The sequence below is a fragment of the Pseudomonadota bacterium genome (genome assembly GCA_026388315.1).
Taxonomy (GTDB): domain Bacteria; phylum Desulfobacterota; class Syntrophorhabdia; order Syntrophorhabdales; family Syntrophorhabdaceae; genus MWEV01.
The window spans coordinates 1-19,515 of the sequence record JAPLKA010000008.1; the positions used below are offsets into that span (position 1 = coordinate 1).

A 19,515-nucleotide genomic window follows, 5' to 3' on the forward strand; every position below is an offset into this window, starting at 1 on the left:
GGTGATAGAACACTACAAAGACTACGGCTTCCGGGGGGCGCTGAAGAAACCTTTTAGTTTTGATGAATTTGAGGAAATGGTAAAGAAGGTTATAGGTACAGAAGCATAATATATTCCCATTACCAGGGAGAGCGTTTCAAGTGGTAATCGGGGACGTAAAGAAGCTCATAGCTCAAGGCTCATGGTTTATAGCAAAATAAAAGGACGTGGGGATGTAGCTCCCCCCCCTGCCCCAAGCAAAAGTCAGGCAGAAGAATACATTGGTTTTGAAGAATACAGTATGGAAACCACTCAATTAAATCGTATTTACAACAAATTACGGAAATTTTTAACCAACCCGGAAGAACTCTACCTTGTCCAATCGATTGAGACACAAACGCTATTCGTCTGCGAAAAGAACACCATTATCGAGCGATATGACGCCTCTACCTCCCGTTTCGGCAACGGTAATCGTGAGAACTCCTTCAAGACACCCCTCGGTGTCCATCAAATCAAGGAGAAAATCGGGTCCGGAGCTCCTGCGGGGCGTATCTTCAAAGAACGCATGGATACAGGCATCAATTGGGATCAAGTTTTGAAGGAAGATAATTTGATACTGACCCGCATTCTGCGACTGGAAGGCCTGGAGGAGAGAATCAACAAGGGCGCGGGGGTGGATTCCTATGAGCGCTTCATCTATATCCACGGCACCAACCAAGAGGATCTGGTAGGTACCCCCTTGTCACACGGATGCCTGGCCTTACGGAATCCGGATATCATTCGCCTATTTGAAATTGTCAGGGAAGGCGCGCTCATCTGCATCGATCCGCCGCCCATAATTATTGACAAAAGCCCGTGCCGGAGCGTCCATTTCACCGGTATTTTCGGCACCGGCATGAGCGCGCTCGCACAATATCTGCGCTTTCAGGGGATTGCGGTCTCCGGTTCCGATCGTTTATTTGCCAGCGAGGATACCGCCTCCATCCGGCAATCGCTTGAGGAGCTCGGGTGCGCCATAGTCAATCAGGACGGTTCAGGTGTCGGTGCGGATACTGATGTAGTCTGCATCTCAACGGCTATAGAAGAATCGAACCCCGACATCGCTGCTGCTGCCGCCCGTGGTCTTCCCATCGTACATCGCTCCGATCTGCTTGCCGCACTCATCACGTCAAAAAGAACCATTGCAGTCGCCGGTACAAGCGGTAAGTCGACGGTGACGGCAATGATATTTGAATGCTTGACCGCATGCGGGAAATCACCCTCTCTCATAAGCGGCGCCCCCTTGCGCAGACTCGAAAAACAGGGACTGATCGGCAATGCCTGGAGCGGCGGCTCCGATCTACTGGTCGTAGAGGCGGATGAGAGCGACGGAACCCTTGTCAAATATTCTCCAGAGATAGCGGTTATCCTTAATATCTCTAAGGACCACAAGAGCGTTGACGAGATAAAAGGGCTTTTTGAAACGCTGGTTTCAAAATCTTCATGGACTGCTTCAAATGCGGACGATCCGATCCTTGCTTCCCTTCCAGCAACAGTGGGCTTTGGCCGAACCAGTCCGGCCTCCTGGCGACCGGACCATGAACAGCTCCTGCCCACCTCGGTTAAGCTTTTTCGTAACGGCATTGAATACAATTTGCCGCTTCCGGGAAACCACAATATTGAAAATCTGTGCGCCGCACTTTGCGTGTGCGAGCATTTTGGTTGCGAGGGGCCGACTCTTGCCGATGCGGTAAAAAGCTTTGAGGGTGTAGCTCGACGCTTTGCGGTAAACGAGACGGGACAGAACGTGCATGTGGTCGATGATTTTGCCCATAATCCGGCAAAGATAACGGCTGCTGTGAACGCTGCGCGGGGCCTTTCAGAGCGCATTATTGCTGTATACCAGCCGCACGGATTTGGTCCGACGCGATTCTTAAAGGATGAATACATCGCAACCTTTCGAACCATCTTCCGGCAGAATGACTCGTTCTATCTCTTGCCCATCTATTATGCCGGGGGTACTGCCCAGAAAAATATTTCCTCGGAAGATATCATAAACGGCCTCGGTCCCGTATCATTCAATGCACAAGCGGTACACGATCGCAACGGGTTACTGACCAGACTGAAGACCGACGTGAGATCAGGCGATTGCGTTCTTGTCATGGGAGCACGTGATCCGTCTCTACCTGCTTTGGTGAAGAAAATCGTGAAAGTATTCGGTGGAAAAACATTATAAATGACAATCAACAACCCAAGTAGATATTGATTTTTTGGTAGATATTATCAGGGTTTTAACCATAAAATAGGCAAAATCGTATTGATAGTTTGACTTTTCTTGTGTTATTCCTATCGCATGCTGGAAAGCAAATTCCTATCAGCAATACTAAGTCCGGCTGTATTTGTATTTGCCGCATTGTGTATTTTTGCTATAGCTTACAGGTATTACGGCCTTTTCATAGCGACAAAAGTCTTGCGGATAGATCCGTCGCGGCGAACACCCTCTGACAGCATGGCTGATGGTTTAGATTACCATAAAACAAACCGTTTTGTTCTTTTTGGACATCATTTCGCGGCTATAGCAGGAGCTGGTCCGCTCACTGGGCCTGTTCTCGCTGCCCAGTTCGGTTTTTTACCTGGCGCGCTCTGGATTTTGATAGGAGCGGTGCTCGGAGGAGCTGTTCACGATATTGTTGTCCTTTTCGCGTCAGTTCGGCATAGAGGCGAGAGCCTTGCAAATATAGCGAGAAATGAAATTGGAAGAACTGCAGGTACGGTTTCCTCAATTGCATTTCTCCTGATCCTTGTTCTAACAATCGCCGGTGCGTCAATAGCCATGACAAACGCCATTTCTGATAGCCCATGGGGAATGCTGGTTGTCGCGACAACCATACCGACTGCGCTAATCATGGGTGTTATTATGAAAAGGCCTGGAGATAAATCCGTGATTATTGCGAGTCTTGTTGGTGTCATTATCTTATTCCTGACTGTGTTTTTTGGCAGCTTTATTACCGAAATCCCGATACTTGCATCACTTTTCGGACTGAGCAAAAAACAGATATCGTTATTGCTGCCCGTCTATGCGTTTACCGCTTCGGTGCTTCCTGTGTGGCTCCTCCTTGCCCCGAGAGATTACCTGTCGACTTTTTTGAAGATCGTTACAATTGCTGCGCTCGCTACAGGGATTATTTTTCTGCGACCGACCTTTCAAATGCCGCCATTTACCCAATATATCCATGGAGGCGGACCCGTTGTCCCGGGCGGTGTTTTCCCGTTTATCTTCATAACCATCGCTTGCGGGGCAATCTCCGGGTTCCATGCGACAATCGCATCCGGCACAACACCAAAGATGATAGCCAGCGAAAAAGATATTTTATTTGTCGGATACGGCGCCATGCTGTTTGAAGGGGTTGTAGCCATGATGGCCCTGATAGCTGCCTCAGTTCTTGTGCCTGCCGATTATTTCGCAATTAATTCATCGACTGAAATGTACTCAAAACTGGGCATGCATCCCTTTGATCTTCCCTGGCTTTCTGACATGGTCGAAGAGAAACTTCAGGGCAGGCCCGGCGGAGCAGTTTCTCTTGCTGTTGGAATAGCCTATATATTTTCAAAAATCCCTGCCATGGATAAACTGATGTCGTACTGGTATCATTTTGCCATAATGTTTGAGGCTGTATTTATACTTACACTTATTGATGCAGGAACAAGGGCAGGCAGATTTCTCCTGCAGGAGATGACCGGGAAATTTATTCCAAAATTCAATGACCATAACTGGCTTCCAGGAATGGTCATTACCGGATCAGTCTTTACATTCATGTGGGGATATCTGCTTTATACCGGATCAATATCAACCATCTGGCCGTTATTTGGAATCAGCAATCAGCTTCTGGCGGCGTGCGCGTTGATTATTGTAAGTACAATGCTTGTCCGTCTCGGGAGAAAAAAATATATATGGATAACTCTTATACCTGGAATTGCCATGGCAATAATTACACTCTGGGCCGGATACATCAATATAACCGAGAATTATCTGCCGAATAATCTCTATCTGCTTGCGTTTCTCTGTGGTTTTATAATGTTTCTGATTATTCTCATTATCGCTTCTGCAGGTATAAAGATAATAAAACTTTTACGCATTAAAGATATGGTGACGGATAACTGGGGAGATCATGTTCTGGCAAAAGTTGAGGATGAGAATCCGCATTAAAATTTATACGTGGTGCACTTTGAACCTGTCTGACTGCATTGCTCATCGTAGGCTGTAAAATGTAGAAGGCTATTTATAAAATGCTCAGTTTTTTGCTCTTGATTGCGCGTAAGCTTCTCTTGACGCCGGGAGTTTCAACCACTCAGGAAGCTGATGCTTACTACCTGGAGCGATGACAAGGCAATTTTGAATTCTTAATTATAGTGGATATACCTTCACTATTCACTATCTACTATCTACTATTCACTATCTACTATTCACCACCCGGCCACCCCACACGTATATATACCTGGCAACATAATTATGGTATACTCACCGTATAAAATAAAGCCTCTAAAGGATTGAAATAACGATGGCCAACGAACCGAACAAGATTATTTACTCCATGATCGGGGTAAGCAAATATTACGACAAAAAGCCGATTTTGAAAGATATCTATCTCTCCTATTTTTATGGAGCAAAGATCGGTGTTCTTGGCCTGAATGGATCAGGAAAAAGTTCCCTTCTCCGTATTCTGGCAGGAGTGGATAAAGAGTTCAATGGCGAGACGGTCCTTGCTCCCGGCCACACCGTAGGGCTCCTTGAACAGGAGCCGAAACTGGATGACAATAAGACGGTGCGGGAGACTGTGGAAGAAGGAGTGCATGAAACAGTAGCTGCCCTTAAGGAATACGATCTTATTAACGAGAAATTCGCTGAACCGATGTCGGACGATGAGATGAATAGACTTATCGAACGGCAGGGCGAAGTACAGGAGAAGCTGGAAGCGCTGGATGCGTGGGACCTTGATTCACGCCTTGAGATGGCCATGGATGCCCTGCGCTGTCCTCCGGGAGAGACTCCGGTCAATATCCTGTCCGGAGGGGAAAAACGCCGTGTCGCGTTATGCAGACTGCTCCTGCAGAAGCCGGATATTCTGCTTCTGGACGAGCCAACCAACCATCTCGATGCAGAGACCGTGGCCTGGCTTGAGCACCACCTGCAAAGCTATCCGGGCACTATCATTGCCGTGACTCATGACCGTTATTTCCTCGACAATGTCGCCGGGTGGATTCTGGAACTTGACAGAGGACAGGGGATCCCGTGGAAAGGGAATTATTCCTCCTGGCTGGAACAGAAGAAAAATCGTCTGCAACAGGAAGAAAAGTCCGAAAGCGCGAGGCAGAAGACCCTGCAGCGGGAGCTTGATTGGATACACATGTCTCCCAAAGGACGCCACGCAAAAGGGAAAGCGCGTATTACTTCTTATGAGGCACTCCTCAGCCGCGATATCGAAAAAAGCTCAAAAGAGCTGGAAATCTATATCCCCCCCGGACCCCGGTTGGGCAATGTCGTCATTGAGGCCGATAATGTGCGCAAGGCATACGGCGACAACATTCTTACAGAAGGAATGACTTTTAACCTCCCTCCGGGCGGAATCATAGGAGTTATCGGACCAAACGGAGCAGGAAAGACCACCCTCTTCCGCATGATCACCGGTCAGGAAAAACCTGATTCCGGCACCTTCAAGATCGGAGAAACCGTAAAGCTGGCATACGTTGATCAGAGCCGCGATATCCTCGATCCGGGCAAGAGTATCTGGGAGGTTATTTCCGGCGGAGATGATGTTATTCAGCTCGGCAAGCGGCAGGTAAATTCGCGCGCCTATGTAGCCCGCTTCAATTTTTCCGGGGCTGATCAGCAGAAAAAGGTTACGATGATCTCCGGAGGGGAAAGAAACCGCGTCCATCTGGCCCGCATGCTGAAGGAAGAGGCCAATGTCCTTCTCCTTGACGAACCTACCAACGACCTGGACATAAACACCATGCGTGCCCTGGAAGAAGCATTGGAGAGTTTTGCCGGCTGCGTCATAGTCATCAGCCACGACCGATGGTTCCTCGATCGTATCGCTACCCACATGCTCGCTTTCGAGGGCGACAGCAAAGTAATCTGGTTTGATGGAAATTATTCCGAGTATGAAGCGGACAGAAAGGCCCGTCTCGGCCATGCCGCAGACCAGCCCCACCGCATTAAATACAGACACTTGACCAGAGAGTAAACATGCCGGCTACATCCCTGATCGATGTAATACCAATTCGCCTTCATTCATATAACTTCGTTATCTCGTCGTCGCGCTCCTCGACGTACTACATGTACGCCTGCGTCGGTTCCTCCTTGATGCCCGGGTACCCTCTGGGTGCTATCTTTGAATCCGAATTGGTATAGCTCAGATGGTTAGACAATTATGCAACACTTAGCACAATTGTCTTGACTTTTATGCAAAGTATTGCTAAATAGTCAACATGGATCGTTATCTCTATACTGCCATCAAGAAGGATCTTTTAAAAAAGATGGTCATTCTGACCGGACCGCGGCAGGTCGGTAAAACCTGGCTGGCAAAAGAATTTATGCGTGAATTCCGCAACCCCCAGTATCTGAATTATGATAGCATCGAAGACGCCCGCATCATTCTCAACCAGACATGGTCTCTCAACGCAGACATCCTTATCCTTGACGAGATACACAAGATGAAGGACTGGAAAAGGTTCGTCAAAGGGGTCTATGACACCCGGCCAAAAGGACAGGCGATTCTGCTTACGGGGAGCGCACGGCTCGATACATTCCGGCAAACCGGTGAATCTCTCGCCGGCCGTTATTTTCCATACCGCCTGCATCCCATATCTGTCAGAGAACTGAAGGGCACCCTTCCCCCCGGAGAAGCGCTGAACCTTCTGAACCTGCTGGGCGGTTTTCCCGAACCATTCCTTTCAGGGTCTGAAACAGAGGCGGCACGCTGGCGCAATCAGTATTATACCGACCTGATAAGGGAAGATATCCTTGAATTCAGCAGAATTCAGGAAATTAAGGCTATCCGGCTTCTCGTCGAACTGTTACGAAAACGTGTCGGTTCCCCCCTCTCCTACACATCTATAGCGGAAGATCTGCAGATTGCGCCCAATACGGTGCGGAAATATATCGATATCCTGGAGAGTCTCTGCATTATTTTTCTTGTACGGCCATATCATGCAAATATTGCCAGGGCCATTCTGAAGGAACCGAAGGTATACTTCTTCGACAGTGGTTATGTACTGGAAAATGAAGGAATAAAGCTGGAAAACACCTGCGCCGTCTGCCTGCTGAAACACGTACAATATCTTCAGGATACAACCGGAGAGGATATTTCCCTCCGCTATGTGAGAACAAGGAACGGTCAGGAATTGGATTTCGCCCTCTGTAGGGAAGACCGGATCACAACACTCATTGAAGTCAAGCTGAAAGACAATAAGCCTTCTCCCGGCCTTCTCTATTTCCATGAAAGGATACCCGACACAGACGCTTTTCAGCTCGTTCAAAACCTGCGACAGGAAGAGACTGTCAAAGGTGTTTCGGTGACTTCCGCCGGAGCCTGGCTTGCAGGGCTGGAGGCGTAGGGCAAATTTACCTCGTGCAGATTCTGCTCGCAGGTGACAGCAACTGACTTTTTGTCATTTTATATAGTTGCCCCTTTATATTGCCCTGTTTTTATGTTATTGGACAAATATGCTGATTTTTTGTCTGATACAAGGGGGGGCATAAGGGCATGAAAGACAACAGACAAAAACCGAAAAGGGTGTTCACCCCTGAGCAGAAATACAAGATCATAAAGGCTATCAAACAGTGCTCTTCGATCCGCGAAGGTCTTATCAAATACAACATCTCCAGTTCCACGTACTATAAATGGAAGCATCAGCTTGCTGCAGAGATCAAGCCAGGCCTGCCGTCAGATTCACCCGCCCCGGTTCATGACGCAACAGTCCCCGGCAAGGAACCGGGGAAACCGAAGAAGCTGTCCGTGAGGGAAAAGGGACGCATCTACTCATTGTGCCTGGGGTTGGCCATTCTAATGACTGTCGCCGTGTCGTACCTGGTATTCAGGCAACCTGCGGATAAGCCGACGGCGCTCGCCGGGGATATTCAGAAACCGGCGGCGGCTGAAAACGGCCGGAAGCAACCGCGGGGCCTTATCCTCACAAGCAAAGAGTGGACAGGGGACTTCGATAAAATGCTGGAGTACCGGAGGATACGGGTACTTGTGCCGCAAAGCCGCACGTTATACTTTCACGACAAGGGCCGGGAGCGAGGCGTGACCGGGGATACGGTACGTGATTTTGAGCGCTACCTCAACAAAAAATATGCCAGAAAGATCGGCAAGCGTCATTTGACGGTATTTATCATTCCATGCACACGGGATACACTGCTTACGGACGTGGCCAATGGCTTGGGCGACATCGCCACCGGCAATATTACAGTGACCGACGAGCGCCTGAAGACGGTGGACTTCGTTGCGCCCGAGGAAGTGCCCCGTGTATCTGAGGTCCTGGTGACGGGACCGAAGTCGCCCGCTGTCGGCATAATCGACGATCTTGCCGGCAAGACCGTGCACGTGCGCAAGGCATCAAGCTACTATGAGAGCCTGTCGTCTCTGAACATGCGTTTTCAACAGGAAAAGAAGGCCCCGGTCAAAATTATCCTTGTCCCCGATGCCCTTGAGGATGAAGATCTGATGGAGATGCTTAACGCAGGACTCTTCGAATTCCTCGTAGTCGACAACTGGATGGCAAAAATATGGGCGCAGGTGCTGCCCATGATCAAGGTCCGAGAGGATATCGTTCTCCGAAGCAGCGGCAGGATAGGTTGGGCAATCCGAAAGGGCAGCCCGAAGCTTGAAGCTGAAATCCGGGACTTCCACAAGAACTATCTTAAGAAACAGGGTATCATCGAGAGCCGCCTGGCGCAATATCAGAAACGCATCAAGCAGATCAATAACCCGACGGGCGATGCCGAGTGGAAGCGCTTCGAGCAAACCCTTGCCATGTTCGAGAAATACGGACATAAGTACCAGTTCGACCCGTTGATGCTCGCTGCACAGGGCTACCAGGAATCCGGCCTGGATCAGAACAAGCGCAGCCACGCCGGCGCCATAGGCATCATGCAGATCATGCCGAAGACCGGGGCATTTCTGAAAGTGGGAAATGTCGGGGAGACCGAACCAAATATCCACGCGGGCGTAAAATATATGGACTTACTCATATCGCGCTATTTCCCGGACAAGAACTTCAGCGAACAAGACCGCACGCTCTTCGCCTTTGCGAGCTACAATGCCGGGCCGCAGAAAATCTCGAAGATGCGCAAACTGGCGGAGAAGCGCGGACTCGACCCGAACATATGGTTTCACAACGTCGAACTGGTGACCGCCGAGAAGGTCGGTTTTCAGACCACAGCCTACGTCCGCAGCATCTACAAGTATTACATCGCCTACAAGCTGACGCTCAAGAACATGGATGAGAAACGCAATGCCCGGGAGCAGATCTCGCCGAAGAAAAACCGTCATAGTAAATAACGTCCTTCATTATTTCAACAGCTTTTTTCATTTTGGTTTTTGGTTCTTATGGCCGAAGCGATTTTTGATGCATGAGTAGACGTGCAACAGCTAACAACTATTCACTGCATCATAGAGTTTCCAATCGGCAGCAGGGAGTCATAGCGCAGCCCTATGGGCCTCTGTCCGGCGTCAACGGCAGACCCCTCAGCTTTCCAGGGTGCGAAGAGATCTCGGAAAACTTGTCGGCTTGGGCCAGGAAAGCCTCCACCACGTAAGGATCGAAATGCTTTTCTTTTTCACTGACGATGATATTTACGGAATCCATATGGGTAAACGCTTCCTTATAGGGTCTCGCGCTCCTTAATGCGTCATAAACATCCGCCAGCGCCACAATCCTCGCGGAGAGAGGGATGGCTTCTCCTTTCAGACCATTGGGATAGCCGCTCCCGTCCCATTTTTCATGATGGAACAGAGCGATGTCTCTTGCCAATGCCAGATAGCTGTCTTTACCGAAGGATTTTACAAAAGCCGCGTTGGCCTCGTTGAGCACTTCTCCGGCGATCAGCGTATGTTCTTTTACCTTGTCAAACTCCTCCGAAGTGAGTTTCCCCGGTTTCGTCAATATCTCCCGTGAGATAGCCACTTTCCCGATGTCATGCAACAGGGAGGCAAATCGGACGTCGTTGATGTATGTCGGCTTGTTGCTGATGTATGTGTCATAGGGGGGATTTTTCTGAAGCCATGATGTCAGAATCTCGACGTATTCCTGTATCCTGATTAGGTGTTCTCCTGTATCGTAATCATAGTGCTCTGCTAATATTGCCAGCGCTTCAACAGAGGTCTTCTGGGTGACAATAATTTCATTCACTTGTTCCGCAACCAACCCCTGCAAGCGGTTGTGGGACTCCTGCAAGGCTCCCTCGGCCTTTTCCCGGCGGACCATGGATTCGCTCACATTGAGCAGCATGAAGACGACAGACAGCAATAGAATGACCGCAATCGTATAGAGAATGATGGAAGACTGTTTGAGCAAACTGGAAAGATTCTGTTTGCGAACCGTTATGTCATAGTAGATTTCAAAGGCCCCTTTGAATTCGTTGTCACGCATTATGGGAATGTAGACTTCCGCTACGTCTCTGTCCACGATGCGATTCTCTGCTGTTTCGCTGTTTTTCCTGACAATGAGTGAGTAAATCCGGCCTTTGGCGACAATCTCATGGAAGTAAGTTTTCTGATTCATTTTTCCTATGTCCAGCGCATCCGAGGAATAGATGATCTCGCCCGACTTGGAAAACGCTTTAATCTTTTCCAATTGCAGATCCTTCTTGGACTGCTCTATGTCACGGATGATTTCCGGGGAGAAAATTTCCCTTGTCAAGTCACTGGAGTGCAGGAACAGCATAGAAGCAAGGTGGGCTGCGGTCCGGCTGGCATCATCTTCGGTGTTTCTCGTCAGTTGTTCGCTGAAGGACGGCATGATAAAAAAAGTGCTGTAGGTGGGTAAAAGAACCGAGATAGTCAGACACAGGATGAAAATGTTTCTTAGCGTCGGCGTTCGTAAAATGTTGGCGGCAATAACGGCAGCGTTTCTGAATGGCACGGCACCCCTCCGGCGATCGCATGAAGGCGGCAAACGACGCGGACCGTCAAAAGATCCCAGGAATTTTATTTCTCAACATTTAATTGATAAGAACTTCCTTTTTCACAGTAGAATTATATGAAGAAGGATCTTGTGTGTCAAGAGGATTTTGACCAGCGAATTCGCACACTTGTTGCCTCATTCATGGCCTCTTCCAACTCTTCTTCAATATGACGGTTCGTTTCCTCTATAGTCTGCCGGTAAGGGGTTACGGGAAGCGAAATGATATCGCGGGGCAATTCTATATACACGGGCCGCTTGTACCGTAATGCCTCATTCAGCACGCGGTCGATTTCACGGCAGGCAGTCTGGTGGTCGTTGATTATGGTCGAGGCCACGGTGATCTGCTCGAAAATCTTCAACTGTGTGTCAAAATCTCGAACCCTATGATGGATGAGGGCCGTCTTTATGCGTTCGTTTCTTCCCGGTGCACCGCTGATTACGACCACAGGCGACTTCTCAGCAAATGCCTGGGCAGTCGTGTTAACCACTTTCAAACCCCCGACGCTATAGGTAACACAGACTACCCCGAGGCCGTTGACTCTGGCATATGCGTCTGCCGCAAAACCGGCGCCCTGTTCATCGCACGTATTAATCAATTTCAAATTACTTCGCTGGAGTTCACCCGTGGTATGCATTACGAGACATTTGCAGAGGACAAGAAGACTGTCAATGCGGTGATCAGGAGCCTCGAAGTCCTTGGCGAAGCCACCAAACGCATACCCGCATCGTTTCGCCAGAAACATCCTGACATTCCCTGGAGCAAAATGGCCGGTATGCGCGACGTGCTCATTCACGATTACATGGGTGTAGACCTGAAGACCGTCTGGAAGGTCGCGCAGGAACGATTACCGGAATTGAAACCTCTGTTTGAAAAGCTAATCCCTACAAAAAGAGGTTGAAAGATAAACCATTCCCGCCGCCGCATCGAGCGGCGCATTATTAGTCATGCCGGACTTGATAAGCCTGCCCCGGCAGGTCGTAAACCGGGGGCATCCAGAATTGAGAAACCAGTTTTTTGGATATCAGGCGGGTTTTCGTGCCTAAAGTCAAGAATAAAGATTTGACCCCTGTCAGTTTCTATGAAAAAGTGAAATCTCGTAAAACAGCTTCTGCATTTACTTTCCGGAGATTTTGGAAGTTGTCGCAACAGTTGCGACAAATCTCTCCAAAGCATATCCGCGAGATCGATCATGGTTCGCCAGCCCTTTCCTTCTTCTTGCCCGCTATGCGAGAAACAGGATTTCTTTTGTGCGCTTCAAGCGGCTGCGGGGAAAGCAGGTTCAATGGTTTTACTATTCACTGATGACTAATTTTATCGACACGTTCGTATTGATAGTTTGTTTTTCTTGTGTTATTCATATCGTGCGCTGAAAAGCGAATTCCTGTCGGTGAGAGGAGGTAGTAATCATGAAAAAGTTTTTAGTAATTGTAGTAGCAATTCTTGCAGGCATTGTCTTCATGACACCTGCTTTCGCACAAATGGCGGTGCCTGGTAAGACAGTACCTGCAAAAAAGGCATCGCCGAATGGTGGAATACATAAGACAGCACCAGAGAAAAATAGTGAGAAAGACAAAAACGAAGAAGACAAAAAACCACCAATAGTTGGCACAAAACCGGCAGCGCTCTAACACAACAATTTTGCTCTAAGAAATTTAAAAGGGGCTCTAAGCCCTTTTTTTTATGTGTGCCGGACCGGGGGGGTTGGGGGTCACCCATTAGTGGGCACCCCGTCAGTATCTTTGAAAAAAGTGATATCTCGTAAAACAGCTTCTGCATTGACTTTCATGAGATTTTGGAAGTTGTCGCAACAGTTGCGACAAATCTCTCCAAAGCATATCCGCGAGATCGATCATGGTTCGCCAGCCCTTTCCTTCTTCTTGCCCGCTATGCGAGAAACAGGATTTCTTTTGTGCGCTCCGCGGCGGTGGCGGGGAAAGCAGATTCAATGGTTTTGCTATTCACTAACAACTATTCACTGCATCTTTGGGGAAACAATGATCTATCGGGGTGGTCGTCGCTATAGCAACTTCTTGAACTCATCGACACCAAGACCCGTTGCCTTGATGATTGCCCGGAGTGTTCCTCTGTCGAGTTCTTTATGATCAGGCACAACTACCTGCGCAAAAGGATCATCTCTTCGCAAGACAATATGGCTTCCTTCCTGTCTTTTAAAATAGAATCCGACCTTGTCGAGGGCCTTAATACATTCGCGTCCGGAGATTCGTGGTAGGTTGCTCATACCGCGACAAGCAAGGCATCAAGCCTATCCTCGGGAACGACAATATTGTCTTCCTTGAGTGCAACTATATAGCCTCGGATTGCTTCTTTAATATTTTCTACGGCTTCTTCCTTTGTCTTGCCCTGGCTTATACAACCCGGCAGACTCGGGCACTCTGCTACCCACCAGCCATCCTCTCCTGGGTAAACAACGACTTGCCTCATCAGTTCAAACCTCCCTCTTGCTTCTTCATAATACTAATTATCTCACAATATCGTTTGTATTCCAATAAAAACGATTATCTGCAGGAATGTAATGTTGTGAAATGATACACAGCGGCCATTTCCGCGTATCTGATGGAAAATATATTTGCAATCCCCGGGCACAATTTGAAAAAATAAGGACTGTTATCTACAAACGATGAGATAAAAAAAGAATCTCGTCGACATTCTCCAGGCAGCAGAAGAGATAAAAACATTGGCTGACCCCTCTCCTATACCGAGCTTTTGAATATCAGGCGGGTTTTCGTGCCTAATGTCAAGGATAAAGATTTGACCCCAGGCAGTTTCGAATTGAGAAACCAGTTTTTTGGATATCAGGCGGGTTTTCGTGCCTAAAGTCAAGAATAAAGATTTGACCCCAGTCAGTTTCTCTAAAAAAGTCAAATCTCGCAAAACATCTCCTATATTGACTTTCCTGAGATTTTAGAAGTCATAGCAACTGTTGCTACAAATCTTTCCGTGGCGGTGACGGAAACTGTTTCCGTCAGAGTAATTAAGTAAATAAGTGATTAGCTGCTTTTTCCAACAGGCCACCTCGGTTCTCAATCGGACGTCTCACGGTCACCCTACCCGCTCTACGCTATCCGCTGTATACTTTTACTTTCGCAATTGCTTTATTAGATGCTGAGAAAGAAAACACTTGCAATTGCATGAATAAATTAGGAAAATAAAGTATTCAATTCATCATGCCAGGTCAGAAAGGCACATAGCACAAAAGGCAGATGCGGGAAAAGCAGGCTCAATGGTTTTTCTATTCACCATTCACCAATGGCTATTCACTGCATCTTTGGGGGAGCAATGGCATATCAATGTAATCGGCAGCAGGGAGATATTGAAATATTGAAGGACGTCCCTCGCGTCCCTTCCATTACCAACGAAATAGGGAACGAGAGAAGAAAAAGTTCTTTACTATCTTCCCCCTTTCTCAACATGGTCTTTGGGTGGTAAGAAAATGATCCTGTAGGTTTTTGTTGACAAATGGTGGCTTGTATTAATAAGATTTTTCAGCATGACGTTGGCAAGGGAACGGGGGGCTTAAATAACGTTGACTTCTAATTGCTTTTTAATAGGCCCACATTATCCTATTTATCGTAAGCCCTCCTTGGGCTTCAAAGGAGTTTAAGATGCCTGCTGTTAATATTTCTGGAAATGGACAGAAACGATTACAGATCAATAAATCCACAGAACTCCTTCACCTGGATGGAGAGAACCCGAGACTTTCTCAAGAGGCGAAAGACTGTAGTCAGTTCGAACTGCTAAGTATACTGCACAAAGGATTCAACTTGGAGGAACTTGCAGACTCAATGGCGCAAAATGGATATTTCGACGAAGAACCTTTAGTGGCCATTCCGCAAAGCCTACCCAAAAAGTCCACAACTGGTAAAGCAGATCATGCTTTTCGAGACTACATTAGTAACGACGATACCGCCTTGATAGTAGTTGAGGGAAACAGACGGCTGGCCACAGTGAAACTGCTTCTGGACTCCCAGCTAAGGGCAAAACTGCGCATTAAGAGTTGGCCAACTATATCTGAAAAGATAAAAGCAGAATTGCAGACACTTCCCGTTATTGTCTATCGAGAGAGAAGTGAAGTTCTGCCCTATTTAGGGGTTCGCCATATTGTGGGCATACAAAGATGGGGCGCCTATTCGAAGGCGCGCTATATCGTCAAGATGATCAACGACGGTCGCGCCATCAAAGATATTGAAGGCCAGATAGGTGATAAACAAAGTGCAGTTGTAAAGAACTATGTCTGCTATAGATTGCTTAAACAGGTTGCAGACGAATTCGATTTTGATACCGATGCAGCAGAGGAGGACTTTTCCCTACTGCTTCTCGCAATAGGACAGGGCAATATAAAGCGATACCTGGGTTTACCTAAGAAGCTGGCCGAGGTGAACTACGATGAACCCGTTTCCAAAGATCACGTGGAGAATCTGAAAAATGTGATGTCTTGGATTTTCGGAGATGGGAAAAAAGAGCGGCCGGTCATAAAGGACTCGAGGGATATTACCACATACCTATCACACGTTGTCGCAAGCGACGAAGCCGTATCCTACTTAACAACAAACAGAGATTTGGTGGCAGCGTATGATCGGTCTGATGGAGAAGAAACGATGCTACTGAAATATATCGCTTTAGCCAATTCGAGACTTGAAAGTGCACTGGGCATAGCTCACAGACACAACACGGCTGAGGTTATTCTCGAAGCAGAGAAGTGTGAGCGCACAGCTAAGGAGCTTGTCAAGGCAGTGAGGCGCTCAGGTGATTGAAATACGAGATCCAAGTTCTGAAACAGACGTAGCCGACTGGATTGAACTGACGATCTCTCTTACGGAGGAAGGGCTGTCTAAGTCATCTGTAGCGTCGATGCTGGAACAGGCTTCAGGAGAGGAACCGGCAGAAGTTTTTCTGACAAGTGTTTGGCGCGAACTGAATTATCGCCACAAGCTTTATTCTCCACCTTTTTTCACGATTGAAGATCACACGGTTCAACCCCTCCCTGGCGCAGGGTCACGTTCAGAGTACATTGCATGTTTATTACTTTCCTTGTTTGGCGTTCAAGGCGGGTCGCAATTACCAGCGAAGCTCTTCGAAAGGCTCACAAGTGAAGCTATCGGACGTTATCTGTCTGGACAGACGCTTGTTTTTGGCTGGCCGTTTGATTCCATTGATAACGATGCAACTGACGAGGAAAGCCAGATAAAACGTAAAGTTAAGGAGCTATCTTCGCGGTTATGCGAAAAATTCTGCGAAGCACCCGCTCCACGTTTCAAAGACAGGGGGATGGACGTTGTTGGCTGGATTCCCTTCGGTGAATCACGATCCGGGCAGGTTGTTATCTTGTTACAGTGCGCTGCTGGGCATAACTGGCGGGACAAGCACCCGGTGCCGGTAGACGCCTGGAATCAATATGTTCACTGGGCCAATAACCCGGTCAAGGCATATGCGGTACCCTGCGTAATTACCGAACGAGACTGGCACGACCAATCGAAAGATAAGGGCATTTTATTTGACCGAATTCGTATCCTAAACTTGCTTTCCGGTGGTCTGAAAGACAAAAACCTCATAGACGAGCTGCAGTCCTGGGTGTCGGAACAGCTTTCCGAACTGAACGGATAGGAGAGGCAATGATTTTATTTTTGATCGATATTGCCAAATCAGGGGTTAGATCCAAAACCCTTAGAAATGGTGGGTAAGGCGCCTTCATTCAAGCATTTTCGCCCTGCGTCGGAATCAAGCTCGCTGTCGAAACGTCGGAATCGAAGCTTAGATACGATACACGAGTTGCTGCTACGTAAGGAATTGTGGAAACAGGGTTTACGCTATCGCAAGAACATGGAAGGCCTGCCCGGCAGGCCCGACATTGTGTTTCTCGGGCCGCGTGTGGCTGTGTTCTGTGATGGCGATTTTTGGCATGGTCGCAACTGGGAAGATCTCAAATTAAAACTCGCGAAACGAGCCAACCCAGAATATTGGCTTGCAAAAATAGCATCGAATATTGAGCGAGACAAACGCACTGATCTTTTGCTTAACAAGACTGGGTGGCACGTTGTGAGGTTATGGGAGACAACTATCAAGCAAGATCCGAAGGCGGCTGCATCAGTAGTCAGAGGAATTGTTGAGTCCATTCTTCGGAGAAAGCGGTCCGTTCTGGTCGAGCCAAAGGCAGATAATTATGAGATTCATTGATTTATTTTCCGGTCTTGGCGGCTTTCACGAAGCGATGAAACGACTTAGCCTCGAATGTGTTTTTGCATCGGAAATCGACAATGAACTCCAGGAGCTTTACGTCGAGAATTTTCCGAGTGCAAAAGACAAAGTGTTTGGGGATATACGAGCGTCCAGAGACCAGGTACCTGCTCATGAAATTTTGTGCGCGGGGTTCCCATGTCAGCCGTTTTCCAAATCCGGCTCGCAATTGGGTTTACATGACGAAATACAAGGTACTCTTTTTGATGAAATCATATATATTCTCGAAAAACGCCGACCTGAATATTTGATTCTCGAAAACGTGGGAAACTTTGAACGACATGACGGCGGTCGCACATGGCGGGTTGTGAAAAGTAAACTCGAGGCATTAGATTATGATGTTCGTGGTACAGAACATGTCACGAGTGGAGGGTCAGGATTGATTTCGCCTCACCATCTCGGCTACCCGCATTCCCGGGAAAGGTTTTTCATTGTTGCCAAGCAGGGGAAACTACCCTCCGACCCGTTTCCCTGCGTCAATCGTCATAGTGCAACGAGTCTCACGTCTATTGTGCAGCCGCATAATGATTTGACTGATGATGATCATGCTGAGACACGGCTTACTGAAATGCAGAGAGAATGTATAAATCATTGGAACGTTTTCTTAGCAAGGCTTCCCGAAGACAAAGTTCAGCTTCCATCCTTCCCTATCTGGGGGGCCGAGATTAATGCCTCATACCCATTTGAAATCTACACGCCTTACGTAACGCCGACAGTTGAATTACAGCGTTGTTTAAATGGACAGCTTACGGAAGGAGAACTAACACGCGAGTATTTGCTTGACCTGCTTCCTAAGTATGCCCGCACGGAGAAAACCGAGTTCCCTAGATGGAAGATCAACTTTATTCGGCAAAACAGAGAATGGTTTCAACAACACCGCGAATACATTTCAGAGGAATGGACTCAGAAGCTTGGACGCTTTCCACCTTCACTTCGTAAACTCGAATGGAATTGCCAGGGTGAAGAAAGAGATTTGTGGAAACATGTTCTTCAATTTCGTCCATCTGGACTGAGGGCCAAAAGGTATTCTACGTCTCCTTCTCTTGTCGCTATGACAAGCACACAGATTCCGATACTGGGACCCGAGCAGCGGTTCTTGTCTCGAATCGAGGGGCGGAGACTACAGGGGTTTCCGGATCATCATAGACTACCCAAGTCTCGTACGAAGGCTTTCAAGGCCCTCGGTAATGCGGTACACGTTGGGGTAGCGGAAGCCATAGCGAGGCAACTCCTTAATGGGGGCAAATAGGTCATGGGATGAAGGACACTCATTGAATTATGGGACATAGGATGGGGCGTCCTTCACTATTTAAATAATTTTTTCATTTCAGATTTTATAAGTATTTCTGGCCGAAGTAACTTTTGATAAATGGCGCGAAAGCAAGGGGTTGACAACCGGAAGCGTAGCCACTGTTCAACGGCTACCGACTTATTTAGTCGGGTACCCGCACACTCCCAACATTATTCAATGCATAAAACCGGGTTCGCGGGTGGCACGAGGATGCGACGAGTTCGCAGGCAACAAAGTCAGGCGCGAAATACCCATTCTTCCAATATGCGATTAAGATGATCCTTATACAGAAAGGGAAACTGTTTCTTGCAGCGAACATCGAGGACGGATTGGGTACCCTGCTGATGAGATGAAGTGTGCCTGCGGCCAGGCCGCAGTTAGGCCAATCTGATTTGTTCGAAGCCCAGTGGCAAGTTAGAAGATTGAACGGAATCGAATCGCTGCAAGGGTAATCCGCCCGGAGTGGAAGCTGAAGAAATAGTTTCCCATTAATATCAATTTGATAGCATATTGGAATTCGGGGCACAGGCGCGCAAGGCCACTTCCCCCGGGTTCAGTTTGGTATAGTTACAAATCAAAATCCATAAATTAAGTAAGTCAAGCCGGTAGCATAAGGTGTTGATACGAGTCTAATTATAAACCATATGTTTGACTTGACATATATCAGTATCATGATATACTGATATAAAGGAGAACAATCATGAGTATGACAAAAAGGGTGCAATTCTTTTTCCCGGATGATTTGTTGGCTGAGATAGAAAGAGAATCTCAAAGGAGAGATGTTTCAATGGCTCAGCTTGTCCGGGAGGCAGTAAATAAATAC

At 47.8% G+C, this 19,515-nt stretch carries 15 protein-coding genes and 1 pseudogene; 12 read left to right on the top strand and 4 right to left on the bottom strand.

The window, feature by feature from the left end; translation table 11 throughout:
• The first annotated feature begins 280 nt into the window (after window positions 1-280).
• From NTX75_00295 to NTX75_00315, 5 genes are all read left to right on the top strand, one after another.
• Complete coding sequence (locus NTX75_00295) at window positions 281-2,194, top strand: L,D-transpeptidase family protein (GenBank protein MCX5814669.1); 1,914 nt, start codon at window positions 281-283, stop codon at window positions 2,192-2,194.
• A 117-nt stretch (window positions 2,195-2,311) separates the two neighbouring features.
• Entirely contained in the window at window positions 2,312-4,165 is a 1,854-nt protein-coding gene (locus tag NTX75_00300; protein MCX5814670.1) for a carbon starvation protein A, read from the top strand.
• Between the two features lie 352 nt (window positions 4,166-4,517).
• The gene (gene ettA / locus NTX75_00305) at window positions 4,518-6,203 is read left to right on the top strand and encodes an energy-dependent translational throttle protein EttA (protein ID MCX5814671.1); all 1,686 of its coding nucleotides are present in this window, start codon (window positions 4,518-4,520) and stop codon (window positions 6,201-6,203) included.
• Between the two features lie 244 nt (window positions 6,204-6,447).
• Window positions 6,448-7,575, top strand: a complete 1,128-nt coding sequence (locus NTX75_00310; GenBank protein ID MCX5814672.1) for an ATP-binding protein — start codon at window positions 6,448-6,450, stop codon at window positions 7,573-7,575.
• A gap of 611 nt (window positions 7,576-8,186) precedes the next feature.
• Window positions 8,187-9,524 (top strand): transporter substrate-binding domain-containing protein, encoded by a 1,338-nt coding sequence (locus NTX75_00315; protein MCX5814673.1) that lies wholly within the window; start codon window positions 8,187-8,189, stop codon window positions 9,522-9,524.
• A gap of 151 nt (window positions 9,525-9,675) precedes the next feature.
• On the opposite strand, the gene NTX75_00320 is transcribed toward NTX75_00315, so the two are convergent.
• Together NTX75_00320 and NTX75_00325 are read right to left on the bottom strand one after the other, a co-directional pair.
• On the bottom strand, window positions 9,676-11,106 hold the full coding sequence (locus NTX75_00320) for an HD domain-containing protein (protein MCX5814674.1): 1,431 nt from the start codon (window positions 11,104-11,106) through the stop codon (window positions 9,676-9,678).
• A 257-nt stretch (window positions 11,107-11,363) separates the two neighbouring features.
• A pseudogene (locus NTX75_00325) lies at window positions 11,364-11,765 on the bottom strand (thiamine pyrophosphate-binding protein).
• Between NTX75_00325 and NTX75_00330 the strand changes: the two are divergent.
• From NTX75_00330 to NTX75_00340, 3 genes are all read left to right on the top strand, one after another.
• Window positions 11,721-12,047, top strand: coding sequence for a DUF86 domain-containing protein (locus NTX75_00330; protein ID MCX5814675.1), 327 nt, complete (start codon window positions 11,721-11,723; stop codon window positions 12,045-12,047). The pseudogene NTX75_00325 and the gene NTX75_00330 overlap by 45 nt on opposite strands.
• A 137-nt stretch (window positions 12,048-12,184) precedes the next feature.
• On the top strand, window positions 12,185-12,451 hold the full coding sequence (locus NTX75_00335) for a hypothetical protein (protein ID MCX5814676.1): 267 nt from the start codon (window positions 12,185-12,187) through the stop codon (window positions 12,449-12,451).
• 104 nt (window positions 12,452-12,555) lie between these two features.
• Window positions 12,556-12,777 (top strand): hypothetical protein, encoded by a 222-nt coding sequence (locus NTX75_00340; protein ID MCX5814677.1) that lies wholly within the window; start codon window positions 12,556-12,558, stop codon window positions 12,775-12,777.
• Between the two features lie 389 nt (window positions 12,778-13,166).
• On the opposite strand, the gene NTX75_00345 is transcribed toward NTX75_00340, so the two are convergent.
• Both NTX75_00345 and NTX75_00350 read right to left on the bottom strand, forming a co-directional pair.
• A complete protein-coding gene (locus NTX75_00345) occupies window positions 13,167-13,388 on the bottom strand; it encodes a type II toxin-antitoxin system HicA family toxin (GenBank protein ID MCX5814678.1) in 222 nt (73 codons plus the stop codon).
• Window positions 13,385-13,591, bottom strand: coding sequence for a type II toxin-antitoxin system HicB family antitoxin (locus tag NTX75_00350; GenBank protein ID MCX5814679.1), 207 nt, complete (start codon window positions 13,589-13,591; stop codon window positions 13,385-13,387). The genes NTX75_00345 and NTX75_00350 overlap by 4 nt, the downstream gene beginning before the upstream one ends.
• A gap of 1,181 nt (window positions 13,592-14,772) precedes the next feature.
• Here NTX75_00350 and NTX75_00355 point away from each other — a divergent pair.
• The 4 genes from NTX75_00355 (at window position 14,773) to dcm (ending at window position 18,650) form a co-directional block, all read left to right on the top strand.
• Window positions 14,773-15,921, top strand: a complete 1,149-nt coding sequence (locus NTX75_00355; protein MCX5814680.1) for a hypothetical protein — start codon at window positions 14,773-14,775, stop codon at window positions 15,919-15,921.
• Window positions 15,914-16,771, top strand: a complete 858-nt coding sequence (locus tag NTX75_00360) for a hypothetical protein (protein ID MCX5814681.1) — start codon at window positions 15,914-15,916, stop codon at window positions 16,769-16,771. The genes NTX75_00355 and NTX75_00360 overlap by 8 nt, the downstream gene beginning before the upstream one ends.
• Window positions 16,772-16,837: 66 nt before the next feature.
• Window positions 16,838-17,341: a very short patch repair endonuclease gene (locus tag NTX75_00365; GenBank protein ID MCX5814682.1), complete on the top strand. Its 504-nt coding sequence runs from the start codon at window positions 16,838-16,840 to the stop codon at window positions 17,339-17,341.
• Window positions 17,328-18,650 (top strand): DNA (cytosine-5-)-methyltransferase, encoded by a 1,323-nt coding sequence (dcm, locus tag NTX75_00370; GenBank protein ID MCX5814683.1) that lies wholly within the window; start codon window positions 17,328-17,330, stop codon window positions 18,648-18,650. Before NTX75_00365 ends, dcm begins: the two co-directional genes overlap by 14 nt.
• Window positions 18,651-19,515: the final 865 nt, after the last annotated feature.

Excerpts from the sequence above, each read along its gene's own strand:
- NTX75_00310 (MCX5814672.1), top strand. The coding sequence starts at position 6,448 with ATGGATCGTTATCTCTATACTGCCATCAAGAAGGATCTTTTAAAAAAG.
- NTX75_00355 (MCX5814680.1), top strand. The coding sequence starts at position 14,773 with ATGCCTGCTGTTAATATTTCTGGAAATGGACAGAAACGATTACAGATC.
- NTX75_00295 (MCX5814669.1), top strand. The coding sequence starts at position 281 with ATGGAAACCACTCAATTAAATCGTATTTACAACAAATTACGGAAATTT.
- NTX75_00315 (MCX5814673.1), top strand. The coding sequence starts at position 8,187 with ATGCTGGAGTACCGGAGGATACGGGTACTTGTGCCGCAAAGCCGCACG.
- NTX75_00300 (MCX5814670.1), top strand. The coding sequence starts at position 2,312 with ATGCTGGAAAGCAAATTCCTATCAGCAATACTAAGTCCGGCTGTATTT.
- ettA (MCX5814671.1), top strand. The coding sequence starts at position 4,518 with ATGGCCAACGAACCGAACAAGATTATTTACTCCATGATCGGGGTAAGC.
- NTX75_00340 (MCX5814677.1), top strand. The coding sequence starts at position 12,556 with ATGAAAAAGTTTTTAGTAATTGTAGTAGCAATTCTTGCAGGCATTGTC.
- NTX75_00345 (MCX5814678.1), bottom strand. The coding sequence starts at position 13,388 with ATGAGCAACCTACCACGAATCTCCGGACGCGAATGTATTAAGGCCCTC.
- dcm (MCX5814683.1), top strand. The coding sequence starts at position 17,328 with ATGAGATTCATTGATTTATTTTCCGGTCTTGGCGGCTTTCACGAAGCG.
- NTX75_00350 (MCX5814679.1), bottom strand. The coding sequence starts at position 13,591 with ATGAGGCAAGTCGTTGTTTACCCAGGAGAGGATGGCTGGTGGGTAGCA.
- NTX75_00365 (MCX5814682.1), top strand. The coding sequence starts at position 16,838 with ATGGTGGGTAAGGCGCCTTCATTCAAGCATTTTCGCCCTGCGTCGGAA.